Annotated in this window: 11 protein-coding genes; 4 read left to right on the forward strand and 7 right to left on the reverse strand. The window is 74.1% G+C overall.

Annotation, left to right across the window (positions count from 1 at the left end):
* Positions 1-137 precede the first annotated feature (137 nt).
* Entirely contained in the window at positions 138-398 is a 261-nt protein-coding gene (locus AMK16_RS13345; protein WP_073914127.1) for a DUF6343 family protein, read from the forward strand.
* Positions 399-591: 193 nt separating this feature from the next.
* On the opposite strand, the gene AMK16_RS38090 is transcribed toward AMK16_RS13345, so the two are convergent.
* The 4 genes from AMK16_RS38090 to rpsA form a co-directional block, all read right to left on the reverse strand.
* Positions 592-1,002: a tetratricopeptide repeat protein gene (locus tag AMK16_RS38090; RefSeq protein WP_073914130.1), complete on the reverse strand. Its 411-nt coding sequence runs from the start codon at positions 1,000-1,002 to the stop codon at positions 592-594.
* Positions 1,003-1,052: 50 nt separating this feature from the next.
* The gene (gene coaE, locus AMK16_RS13355; protein WP_073914132.1) at positions 1,053-1,670 is read right to left on the reverse strand and encodes a dephospho-CoA kinase; all 618 of its coding nucleotides are present in this window, start codon (positions 1,668-1,670) and stop codon (positions 1,053-1,055) included.
* 123 nt (positions 1,671-1,793) lie between these two features.
* Positions 1,794-2,732 (reverse strand): PAC2 family protein, encoded by a 939-nt coding sequence (locus AMK16_RS13360; protein ID WP_073915904.1) that lies wholly within the window; start codon positions 2,730-2,732, stop codon positions 1,794-1,796.
* A 158-nt stretch (positions 2,733-2,890) separates the two neighbouring features.
* The gene (gene rpsA, locus AMK16_RS13365; protein ID WP_073914135.1) at positions 2,891-4,399 is read right to left on the reverse strand and encodes a 30S ribosomal protein S1; all 1,509 of its coding nucleotides are present in this window, start codon (positions 4,397-4,399) and stop codon (positions 2,891-2,893) included.
* Between the two features lie 403 nt (positions 4,400-4,802).
* Here rpsA and AMK16_RS13375 point away from each other — a divergent pair, with 403 nt between their 5' ends.
* A complete protein-coding gene (locus AMK16_RS13375) occupies positions 4,803-5,651 on the forward strand; it encodes a class I SAM-dependent methyltransferase (RefSeq protein WP_073914140.1) in 849 nt (282 codons plus the stop codon).
* An 11-nt stretch (positions 5,652-5,662) separates the two neighbouring features.
* Complete coding sequence (gene hrpB, locus AMK16_RS13380) at positions 5,663-8,212, forward strand: ATP-dependent helicase HrpB (RefSeq protein WP_073914142.1); 2,550 nt, start codon at positions 5,663-5,665, stop codon at positions 8,210-8,212.
* Here the strand turns inward: hrpB and AMK16_RS13385 are convergent.
* From AMK16_RS13385 to AMK16_RS13390, 3 genes are all read right to left on the reverse strand, one after another.
* Positions 8,202-9,209 (reverse strand): DUF3068 domain-containing protein, encoded by a 1,008-nt coding sequence (locus AMK16_RS13385; protein WP_073914145.1) that lies wholly within the window; start codon positions 9,207-9,209, stop codon positions 8,202-8,204. The two genes, hrpB and AMK16_RS13385, sit on opposite strands and share 11 nt — an antisense overlap.
* A 14-nt stretch (positions 9,210-9,223) precedes the next feature.
* Positions 9,224-9,364, reverse strand: coding sequence for an SPW_0924 family protein (locus tag AMK16_RS35010; protein WP_107417132.1), 141 nt, complete (start codon positions 9,362-9,364; stop codon positions 9,224-9,226).
* A 137-nt stretch (positions 9,365-9,501) separates the two neighbouring features.
* Positions 9,502-10,887, reverse strand: a complete 1,386-nt coding sequence (locus AMK16_RS13390) for a lytic transglycosylase domain-containing protein (protein WP_107417133.1) — start codon at positions 10,885-10,887, stop codon at positions 9,502-9,504.
* A gap of 157 nt (positions 10,888-11,044) precedes the next feature.
* Here AMK16_RS13390 and AMK16_RS13395 point away from each other — a divergent pair, with 157 nt between their 5' ends.
* Complete coding sequence (locus tag AMK16_RS13395; protein WP_073914147.1) at positions 11,045-11,941, forward strand: DUF4184 family protein; 897 nt, start codon at positions 11,045-11,047, stop codon at positions 11,939-11,941.
* Positions 11,942-11,953 lie beyond the last annotated feature (12 nt).

The raw sequence follows: 11,953 nt of genomic DNA on the forward strand, positions 1-11,953 counted from the left end.
CGACCCTCGCCGTGATCAAGCTCAGCGCCTGAGCACCCGCGTGCCCTCGCCCCAGGTGGGACCATGGAGCCAGGACGCCGAGAGGCCGAGACGTCATGCAGCCGTGAAGCCCGCGAAGCCGATCCGAGGCGAGTGCCATGCGTTCCGGGAACGAGCCGGTGACCGCCCGCAGTCCGCTGCGGCTGCGGTTCTGGCTGAGTCTGTGGGGGCTGGTCTGGGCCGCCGCCGGGACGGCCGTCTTCTCGCTGGCCGCGCGTCCCGGGTGGGCGGCGGCCTGCGGGGTGGTGGCGCTGCTGGCGGCGGTGGACCTGGCGGTGGTGGTGCACCACATCCACCAGGGCCCGCACTACCAGCCCGGCCGTGACATCCCCCCGTACGAACCCCCGCGGAGCCGCTAGGCCGTGTTTCGGGTAGGGCGGGGCAGGGCTCGGGCGCCCGTCACAGCCACCCCGCCCCTTTCCGGATACTGCCGCCCGCCTGCCGGCACCCGTCCCGGACCTGCCCCGTCCCGGACCCGCCCGCGACGAAGCCGCCCGTCCCGGACCCGCCGCGCCCGAGCCGGACCCGGCCCGACAGGGGTCCTGTCGCCGCTCAGTCCTCGAAGCGGGCCGCTTCGAGGTACTCCGGCTGCGGGTCGAGGGCGGCGGCGAGCCGGAAGTGTTTGCGTGCCTGCTCGGGCCGGCCGGAGCGCTCGTGGGTCCGGGCCAGGGCGAAATGGGCGAAGGCGTTGTCCGGCTCGCGCTCCAGCACCAGCTCGAACTCCAGCTCCGCCGGGCGCAGCTGGGCCGCGGCGAAGAAGGCCCGGGCGCGCAGCAGCCGGGCGGCGGTGTTCTCGGGGTGGGCGGCTATGACCGAGTCGAGCAGTTTCACGGCGCCGCGCGGGTCGCGCGCGGCAAGGAGCTGCTCGGCGGCCCGGTAGTCGATGACGTGCGTCTCGGGGCTCGCCGCGCCGGACGGCGACGAAGGCGAGGACGACGAGGAGTGCGGCGGGGTGTCTGACACGGTCGGTTCCTTCCCTCTACGGGCGCGTTCAACGCCCGGCCCGGCAAGCGTTATTCCGCCGCCCGCGCCGTGGGCTCGGCCCGCGCGGTGAGCTCCGCCCACACCGTGCGCACCTGGGGCTCCAGCGCCTCCAGCGGCCCGTCGTTGTCGATGACCAGGGTCGCCACCGCGAGGCGCTGTTCGCGAGTGGCCTGGGCGGCCATCCGGGCGCGTGCTTCCGCCTCGGCCATCCCGCGCAGGCCGGTCAGCCGTTTCAGCTGCGTTCCCGGGTCCGCGTCCACCACGACCACCAGGTCGTACAGCGGCGCCAGGCCGTTCTCCGTGAGCAGCGGCACGTCGTGCACCACGATGGCGTCGGGTCCGGCCGCGGCCTCCAGCTCGGCCGACCGGGTCCCGACGAGCGGGTGCACGATCGCGTTGAGCGTCCGGAGCTTCGCCGGGTCGGCGAAGACGACCGACCCGAGCTTCGGCCGGTCCAGCGCGCCCTCCGCGGTCAAGACGTCCTCGCCGAAGGCCGCCACGACGGCCGCGAGGCCCGGCGTGCCGGGCTCGACGACCTCCCGCGCGATCCGGTCGGCATCCACGATGACCGCCCCGTACCCTGCCAGCAGCCGCGAGACCTCGCTCTTGCCGGCACCGATTCCGCCCGTCAGGCCTACTTTCAGCATGTCCCGCAGCCTAGACCCCGGCCCGGGCCGCCCCACAGGGCCCCGGCCCTTCCGATGCCCCCGGCCCCTCCGTTGCCCACGCTGCGCCCCGGATCCTGCGCGGTGCCCCCGCTCCTCCCGTTGTCAGTTCTCGCCCTCGCGCTCGGCGAGGAACCGCTCGAACTCGCGCCCGATCTCATCCGCCGAAGGAATCTCCGCAGGCTCGGCGATCATGTTGCCCCTGGTCTCGGCGCCGGCGGCCGCGTCGTACTGGTGCTCCAGCCCCTGTACCAGGGCGACCAGTTCCTCGTCGCCCTCCCGGATCTGCCGGTCGATCTCCGTCTGCGTGCGGTGCGCCTCGGTCCGCAGGGCGTGCGCCACGGCGGGCAGGACCAGCCCGGTCGCCGCCGTGATCGCCTCCAGCACCGTCAGCGCGGCGTCCGGGTACGGGGAACGGGCGACGTAGTGCGGCACATGCGCGGCGACGCCCAGCACGTCGTGCCCGGCCTGTGCCAGGCGGAACTCCACCAGCGACTCGGCGCTGCCCGGCACCTGGGCCTCGTCGAAGGGGCTGCGGTGGCCGGGCATGAGGTCGGTCCGGTTGCCGTGCGGGGTGATGCCGACGGGCCGCGTGTGCGGCACGCCCATGGGGATGCCGTGGAAGTTGACCGAGAGCCGGACGCCGAGGCGCTCGACGATCTGCCGGACGGCGACGCAGAAGCGCTCCCACTCCACATCCGGCTCGGGCCCGGAGAGCAGCAGGAACGGCGCCCCGGTGGCGTCCTGCACGAGCAGGACCTCCAGCCTGGGCTCCTCGAACTCCGTCCAGTGGTCGCGCTGGAAGGTCAGCAGCGGACGGCGGGCCCGGTAGTCCACCAGCCGGTCCGCGTCGAAGCGGGCCACGACCTGGTGGGGCAGGGTGTCCAGGAGCCGCCCGACGATCTGCTCCCCCGCCTCACCGGCGTCGATGTACCCCTCGAAGTGGTACAGCATGACCAGCCCGGCAGAGTCCTGGGCGAGCGCCAGGTCGGCCACCGCCAGGCCCTTGGCATCCCATTCGTACAGACCTTGTGGATCAAGCACCGTCACCACTCCTCCTCGTCTCGTTCCCTGCCCAGAACGTTCAAGAGGGCTCCACCATTCCCCAGTTGGCAAAACGCGGTAAGGCCCGCCCCCCGGAGGGGACGGGCCTTACCGTTCGACTCAGCTCAGCTCACACCGGAGTGCGATGCGCGCTGCGATCAGCTCTGGCCGCCGGCCAGCTTCTCGCGGAGCGCGGCCAGGGCCTCGTCCGACGCCAGGGCGCCGGAGGTCTCGTCCGACTCCGAGGAGTACGAACCACCCGAGATGCCCGCACTGGCGTTGCCCGTGGCGGCCGGGGCGGCAGCACCCTCGGCAGCGGCGGCCTCGTCGGCCTCGCGGCTCTTGATGACCTGCGCCTGGTGCTGCTCGAAGCGCTGCTGCGCCTCGGCGTACTGGGTCTCCCAGGCCTCGCGCTGCTTGTCGAAGCCCTCGAGCCAGTCGTTGGTCTCGGGGTCGAAGCCCTCGGGGTAGATGTAGTTGCCCTGGTCGTCGTACGACGCGGCCATGCCGTACAGGGTCGGGTCGAACTCGACCGACGCCGGGTCGGTACCGAAGGACTCGTTGGCCTGCTTCAGCGACAGCGAGATCCGGCGACGCTCGAGGTCGATGTCGATGACCTTGACGAAGATCTCGTCGTTGACCTGGACGACCTGCTCCGGGATCTCCACGTGGCGCTCGGCCAGCTCGGAGATGTGGACCAGACCCTCGATGCCCTCGTCCACGCGGACGAACGCGCCGAACGGAACCAGCTTGGTGACCTTACCCGGGACGACCTGACCGATCTGGTGCGTCCGGGCGAACTGCTGCCACGGGTCTTCCTGCGTCGCCTTCAGCGACAGGGAGACGCGCTCGCGGTCCATGTCCACGTCGAGGACCTCGACGGTGACTTCCTGGCCGACCTCGACAACCTCGGACGGGTGGTCGATGTGCTTCCAGGACAGCTCGGAGACGTGCACGAGACCGTCGACGCCACCCAGGTCCACGAAGGCACCGAAGTTGACGATCGAGGAGACGACGCCGGAGCGGACCTGACCCTTCTGCAGGGTGGTGAGGAACGTCTGGCGAACCTCGGACTGGGTCTGCTCGAGCCAGGCGCGGCGGGACAGGACCACGTTGTTGCGGTTCTTGTCCAGCTCGATGATCTTCGCCTCGAGCTCCTTGCCCACGTAGGGCTGGAGGTCGCGGACGCGACGCATCTCGACGAGAGAGGCCGGCAGGAAGCCGCGGAGGCCGATGTCCAGGATGAGACCACCCTTGACGACCTCGATGACGGTACCGGTGACGATGCCGTCTTCTTCCTTGATCTTCTCGATGGTGCCCCAGGCACGCTCGTACTGAGCGCGCTTCTTCGAGAGGATCAGGCGGCCTTCCTTGTCCTCCTTCTGGAGAACCAGGGCCTCGATCTCGTCGCCGACCTTGACGACCTCGTTCGGGTCGACGTCGTGCTTGATCGAGAGCTCGCGGCTGGGGATGACGCCTTCGGTCTTGTAACCGATGTCGAGGAGAACCTCGTCCCGGTCAACCTTGACGATGACGCCGTCGACGATGTCGCCATCGTTGAAGTACTTGATCGTCGCGTCGATCGCCGCGAGGAACGCGTCCGCGTCGCCGATGTCGTTGACCGCAACCTGCGGAGTGGTGGCGGTGGTCTCGGTGCTGCTCGTCATGTGGGAAAGGGCTCCGGTTACGGACAGAAAGTCGTAGGTACTGCTACGCCGGGAGCCCTTATCGGCATCCACCGAAGACCGGACAGCCAAGGAGGCCCCCATTTCCGCGAAACACGGCGGGGCCTCGAAAACCGAGGGGACATCAACAGATGCAAGCGCAGCCTGCTAGGTCTGAGGAGCACAGGCTCGCAGCGCAACTTGTAGCATACGGGGGCAGCCGGACAGGGTCAATGCGCGAAGGCGGACACCCCCGGCAGACCGCCGTATAACCGGCACAAATCGTGGGCGGCGGGGCGCGATGGCTCCTCCCCGCCACGACGCGCCGGTCGCCACGACCCGCCGCACACGGGCGCGGCCGGCAGCGGACACCCGCAGACATTCGCAGACTACGACGACGGGCCCCATGAACCAAGAGGACTACGCCACCGAAGACGGCCACGAGGCCGGTCCCGGCCGGGGCGACGACGCCGAGGCCACCCGGCGTGACGCGGGGGACGCGGAGAGCAGCCGGGCGAGCCGCGGCTGGTGGGACCGCAACGCCGACGACTACCAGAGCGAGCACGGCGCCTTCCTCGGCGACGACCGCTTCGTGTGGGGGCCGGAGGGACTGGACGAGGAGGAGGCGGCCCTGCTCGGCCCCGCCGCCTCCCTGCGGGGCAAGGACGTCCTGGAGATCGGCGCCGGCGCCGCGCAGTGCTCCCGCTGGCTGGCCGCCCGGGGCGCCCGGCCGGTCGCCCTCGACCTCTCCCACCGCCAGCTCCAGCACGCCCTGCGCATCGGCGAGGACGTCCCGCTCGTCGAGGCCGACGCCGGGCGGCTGCCCTTCCGCGACGGCTCCTTCGACCTGGCCTGTTCCGCCTACGGCGCCGTCCCCTTCGTCGCCGACCCGGTGAACGTCATGCGCGAGGTGCGCCGCGTACTGCGCCCGGGCGGCCGCTGGGTCTTCTCCGTCACCCATCCGATCCGGTGGGCCTTCCCGGACGAGCCCGGGCCCGAGGGGCTGTCCGTCACCGCCTCCTACTTCGACCGGACCCCGTACGTGGAGCAGGACGAGCAGGGCCGCGCCGTGTACGTGGAGCACCACCGCACGATCGGCGACCGGGTCCGCGACGTGGTGGCGGGCGGCTTCCGCCTGGTCGACCTCGTCGAGCCGGAGTGGCCGCGGTGGAACAGCCAGGAGTGGGGCGGCTGGTCGCCCCTGCGCGGCAACCTGATCCCCGGCACCGCGATCTTCGTCTGCGAGCGCGACTGACCGTGGCTCCCGTGATCCGTACCGCCGACCTCGACGCCCTGCCCGTACGGGAGGCCGTGCCCGCGCTCGTCTCGGCGCTGGACGCGCACGGCGCCGCCGTGCTCTGTGCGCCGCCGGGCACCGGCAAGACCACGCTGGTGCCGCTGGTGCTGGCGGGCCTGGTCGGCGGCGGCCCGCGGCGGCGGGTCGTGGTCGCCGAGCCCCGGCGGATCGCCGCCCGGGCGGCGGCGCGGCGCATGGCCTGGCTGCTGGGCGAGCGGGCCGGCGCCGCGGTGGGCTTCACCGTGCGCGGGGAGCGTGCCGTGAGCGCCGGGACGGTGGTGGAGGTGGTCACCACGGGGGTGCTGCTGCAGCGGCTCCAGCGGGACCAGGAGCTGGCCGGCGTGGACGTGGTGGTCCTGGACGAGTGCCACGAGCGGCACCTGGACGCCGACACCGTGGCCGCCTTCCTGCTGGACGTACGGGAGACCCTGCGCCCGGAACTGCGGCTGGTGGCGGCTTCGGCGACGACGGATGCGGCGGGGTGGTCGCGGATCCTGGGCGGCGCCCCGGTGGTGGAGGCCGCGGAGGTCTCCTTCCCGGTGGAGACGGTCTGGGCGCCACCGGCCCGGCCGGTGCGGCCGCCGCACGGGATGCGGGTCGACCCGGCGCAGCTGGCGCACGTGGCCTCGGTGGTGCGCCGGGCCCTGGCGGAGCGCGGGGGCGACGTCCTGTGCTTCCTGCCCGGCGTCGGTGAGATCGCCCGGGTGGCCGGGCAGCTGGGCGCGGTGGACGCGCAGGTGCTCCAGGTCCACGGGCGGGCCCCGGCCGCCGTGCAGGACGCGGCGCTCACACCGGCCGCGCACCGGCGCGTGATCCTTTCCACCGCCGTGGCGGAGTCGAGCCTGACGGTGCCGGGGGTGCGCGTGGTGGTGGACTCGGGGCTGGCCCGCGAGCCGCGGGTGGACCACGCCCGCGGGCTGGGCGCGCTGGCGACCGTACGGGCTTCCCGCGCGGCGGGCCGCCAGCGGGCGGGCCGGGCCGGGCGCGAGGCGCCCGGCACGGTGTACCGCTGCTGGAGCGAGGCCGAGGACGCGCGCCTGCCGGCCTTCCCTTCCCCGGAGATCCGCATCGCGGACCTGGCGCAGTTCGCCCTGCAGGCCGCGTGCTGGGGCGACCCGGACGCGGCGGGGCTGGCGCTGCTGGACCCGCCGCCCGCCGGGGCGATGGGGGCGGCGCGCGAGGTGCTGGTGGCGGTCGGCGCGGTGGACGGCGCGGGCCGGCCGACGCCGCGCGGCCTGCGGATGTCCCGGCTGGGCCTGCACCCGCGGCTGGCCCGGGCCCTGCTCGACGGGGGCGCGTCGCTGGGCGTCCGCCGCGCCGCGGAGGTGGTGGCGCTGCTCAGCGAGGAGCCGCCGCGGGAGTACGGGGACGACCTGGCCGCCGCCTGGCGCCGGGCCCGCGCGGCAACCGACGGCTACGCGGCCCGCTGGCGCACGGAGGCCACCCGCCTGGAGCGTGCCGCCCGCCCGGACTCCGCCGCACGGACCTCCTCCCCGGAGCCCCGCGTCCCGGGCGCGGGCGGGGCGGGGGGCGCAGCCGTCCCCGATGACGCCGCCGCCGGCCTGATCGCGGCGCTGGCCTTCCCCGAACGCGTGGCCAGGGCCAGAGGCGCCGGCGCCTTCCTGATGGCCTCCGGAACCGGGGCCGAGCTCGGCGAAGGTTCCGCCCTGCGCAGCGCGCCCTGGCTGGCGGTCGCCGTCGCGGACCGCACCCCGCATTCCGCTTCGGCCCGCGTCCGCCTGGCCGCCGTACTCGACGAGGAGACGGCCCGCGGCGCCGCGGGGCACCTGCTGGAGCGCGGGGACGAGGTGCGCTGGGAGGCCGGTGACCTCGTCGCGCGGACCGTGGAGCGGCTCGGCGCGGTCGAGCTGTCCGCGCGCGCCCTGCGCGATCCCGATCGGGCGCTCGTCCGGGAGGCGCTGCTCGACGGGCTGCGCGCCGAGGGGCTCGGCCTGCTGCGCTGGTCCCCGGACGCGCAGGCACTGCGGGCCCGGCTGGGCTTCCTGCACCGGACGCTCGGCGGAGGCTGGCCCGACGTCGCCGACGACGCGGCCTTGCTGGAGCGGGCCGGTGACTGGCTGGAGCCCGAGCTGTCGCGGGCCCGGCGCCGGGCGGACCTCGGCCGGATCGAGGCCGGGCAGGCCCTGAACCGGCTGCTGCCCTGGGCCACCGGCGAGGCCTCCCGGCTGGACGAGTTTGCTCCGGAGCGGCTGGAGGTGCCGAGCGGGTCGCGGATCCGGGTGGACTACTCCGGTGAACAGCCGGTGCTCGCGGTGAAGCTCCAGGAGTTGTTCGGGCTGGCCCAGACGCCGCGGGTGGCGGGCGTGCCCGTCCTGATCCACCTCCTGTCGCCGGCCGGCCGGCCCGCGGCCGTCACCGCCGACCTGGCCTCGTTCTGGCAGGGCGGCTACCGGGCCGTGCGCGCCGAGCTGCGGGGCCGCTACCCCAAGCACCCGTGGCCGCAGGACCCGGCGACCGCCGAGCCCACCCGCCACACCAACGCCCGCCTCAGGCGCTGACCCCGGCCGTGGGCTCGGGCTCCGTGCCGCGGCCGGGCCGCGGATCCCGGCGGCGGCCGCGCGCCTCCAGCCACAGGGCCGGCCCGAGGAGCAGCAGTCCGCCGGCCGCGAGGCCGATGGGCGCGTAGGTGTGCAGTACGAGGACCTTGAAGCGGTTCGCGGCGACGAGTTCGAGGGTGTGCTCGGCGTAGTCCGCGCGCATCTTCACGTGCCCGGCGAAGGCGGTGAGCTTGCCGTCGGGGCCGTTCGCCGCGATGCCGCCCCGCATTTCCTGCTGGATGTCCTGTTCGGCGTTGACGGGCGCGCCGGTGACCGGGTCGACCCAGAACATCGCCTTGACCGTGTACCAGAGGCTGGTGCCGGTGGTCTGTTCGATCGTCGCCGGGTCGATGCCTTCGATCGGCATCTTCTTCGGCATGGCGACCTTGGTCCAGGGGACGGTCTGCTCGAAGTAGTAGACGTCCATCCCCTTGTACGTGCGCGGCCCGACGTAGTGGACCGGCGAGGAGGTGCGGGTCTGCGCGTCGAAGTACAGGTAGTCGCGCGGCTCGGTGAAGAACGGCCATTTGAACTCGATGCCCTCGCGCTCGACCGGGTCTTCGTCGACCATCTCCCCGGTGGCGTGGACCGGTTCCTGGGTGTGCGCGTCGAAGATGTAGCGCTCGGGTATCCGGGAGACCATCTTGCCGTCCGGCCCGATGATGTAGGACAGCGTGTCCCAGACGACGACGTCCTTGCCGGCGCTCGCCTCGATCTCCTCGGACGCCTCCACGTTGCCCTTGAGGGTCTGGACGATCGTGACCTTGTCCACCTTCCTGGGCTGCATGCCTCCCGCGTAGTCGAGGAGGGTCGCGTCCCTCGCCTCCAGGACGACCTCCTGGTACTGGTTCGGCGGGATCTTCGCGAGCCGCGGGTACGCGTACCAGCGCAGCAGCGGTGCGAGGGCCGCGCAGAACGCGGCGAGGGCCAGCAGGACGAGGCTCGCTCTGCGTCGCATGGCCGGGCCCTCCTCTACTGTCCGGGCGCGGGGGGCGCGGTGGTGAGCAGGGGCCTGGGCGAGGTCTCGCCTCCGGGCGCGCCGAGCGCCGTGACGGCGAGGACGAAGAGCACCGCGAGGACGAGCCCGCCGGCGGCGGCCGTGAGTGCGCGCATGCCGGGCCTCCGGAATCTGATAGAGCGTCAGGGCGCGGGCACCGTAGCAACGCGGGCGCGAGATGAGAACCGTCTGGGCCGGGGATCGCGGGGCCGCCGTGACCTGCGCCGGCGCGGCGACCGCCCGCCGCCGCCCCCTACGTGCCCGGCGCGGGCGCGGGGCCCGTCGGCGCGGAAGCCGAGGTGCCCGGGGCGGCTGTGGTACGGCCGCTGGAGGACGGACCCGGCTCCGGGGTGGACGTGGGGACGGGCCGGGGGAGGGCGGTCGGGCTCGGCTTCGGGGCGGGAGAGGGAGTGGCTGTCGGGGTCGGCGTCGGCTTCGGCTTCGGCTTCGGCTTCGGCTTCGGGGTGGGGCTCGGCGTGGGCGTGGGGGTGGGGGTGGGACTCGGCTTGGGCGTGGGGGTGGGGGTGGGGGTGGGACTCGGCTTGGGCGTCGGCGTCGGCGTAGGGGTGGGCGTCGGGGTGGGCGTCGGGGTGGGGCTCGGCTTGGGCGTCGGCGTCGGCGTCGGGTTCGGCTTGGGCGTCGGCGTAGGGGTGGGCGTCGGCGTGGGCGTCGGGCTCGGCTCCGGCCGCGGCCCCGGCCGCGTCGGCAGGGGCGTCGGGGCCGGCGGGGGCGTCGGTTTCGGCGCGGGCGGGCCGGCGGCCGTGCCGCCCGCGTCCGGCACCTCGTGCGTCCCCTTGAGGTAGTAGGCGAACCAGGACCGCACCGTCCGCAGGTACTGCGCGGACCGGTTGTAGGAGAGCACCGCCCGGTCCAGGTCGGCCACCACACGCAGGTCCCGGGTCCCCGCGCACAGGTAGCGCCCGGCGGCCAGGGCCGCGTCGTACACGTTCTCCGGGTTGCGCCGGCCGTCGCCGTCCGCGTCCTGGCCCCAGGCCGCCCAGGTGGAGGGGATGAACTGCATCGGCCCGACCGCCCGGTCGTACCGGGCGTCGCCGTCGTAGGCCCCGCCGTCGGTGTCCGGGATGTTCGCGAAGCCCGCCCCGTCGAGCACCGGTCCGAGGATCGGCCGCAGGGTGGTTCCGGCCGCGTCCACCCGGCCGCCGCCCGCCTGAGCCGACTCGACCTTGCCGATCGCCGCCAGGAGCTGCCAGCGCAGCCCGCACCCGGGATCGCTGCGCCCCACCGTCTTCTGCGCGTACAGGTACGCCGCCAGCACGCTCGCCGGAATCCCCTGCGCGCCCACGCCTGCGCCCACGCCTGCCCCCGCGTCTTCGTCCGCGTCTTCGCCCGCCCGCTGCTCCGCGGCCCCACCGGCGCCGGCCGCCGTCCCGGCGGCCGGCGCCGGTACGGTCTGCGCTTCGGGCCCGGAAGGCGGCGGGAGTTCGGCGAGGAAGGAGGAGTCACCTCCGCTCCCGGTTGCCGGGAGGGGCCGCGGGCTGCCCTCTCCGGCGGCGGATATCCGGTCCGTGCTCCCGCCGGCCGGTCCCTGGGAAGCGGTCACCGCGGCGGCCACCAGCGCCGAGACCAGAACGGCCGCCCCGCCCCTGCGCAGCCTTCGTCCGTACCTGCGAGCCGTCATCAGCCGGGCCCCTCCCCTTGGACTCCCGTTCGACATCCGCGCGACCCTACGCCAACTCCCTGCACAGGGCACGGACCGTGCGGCGGAATTCACCACATCCCCACGTGCCGGTGCACCTCACGCATACTGTCCGGACCGGAATCCCAGGAGAGTCGCCATGCCGTTCACCCTCAGCCACGCGGCCGCCGTGCTTCCGGCCGTCCACCGGACCGGGCGGGCGCGGGGTCCGCTGGTCGCCTCGGCACTGGTCTTCGGTTCGTTCGCACCGGACACCTTCTACTTCGCCGACGCGGTCGTCCAAGGGGTCATGGGCTACGGCGCCTTCACGCATTCGCTGCCGGGCGTGTTCACCGCGGACGCCGCGCTCACCGCCGCCCTGGTGGGGTGCTGGCTGCTGCTGCGCGAGCCGCTGGTCGCGCTCCTGCCGCGCGGCCTGCGCGGTCCGGTCCACGCGTTCGTGCGCGGCGAGCGCCGGCGCGACCGCCGACTCCCTTCGTGGGCCCTGTGGTTCTACCTGTCGGCGGTGGCCGGCTCCCTCACGCACGTCGTCTGGGACAGCTTCACGCACCCGGACCGCTGGGGCACGAACGCCCTGCCCCGGCTCGGCGAGCCGCTCGCCTTCGGCCTGCCCCTCTACTCGTACCTGCAGTACGGCACTTCGGCCTGCGCGGCGTGCGCACTGCTCTGGTTCACCGCGACCGCGCTGCGCCGGCTTGCGCCCTCTGCGGTCCCCGCATCGGTGCCGGTGCTCGGCCGGGGGGAGGTCTGGGGCGCTCTCGCGCTGGTCGTGGTGTGCGTGGCGGCCGGGGTCACCCTGCGCGTGATCCGCTACTTCACCTTCTTCGACCGGATCCGCACCCCGCTCGACATCATTCCGACCGTCTGCTTCGGGGCGGGCGGCGGCCTCGCCGTGGCCCTGCTGCTGTTCGGGGTCCTGGTACGGCTCCGGCACCGCGGCGACCGCGCCCCCGACGGGCGCCGCACCCCCGGCCACGTCCGGGGCCGCGACCGCGAGGACGACGACCACACGCGGACGCCCGCCCCCACCCCATAGGGAGAGGACGGG

The sequence above is a fragment of the Streptomyces sp. CB00455 genome (assembly GCF_001905445.1).
GTDB lineage: Bacteria > Actinomycetota > Actinomycetes > Streptomycetales > Streptomycetaceae > Streptomyces.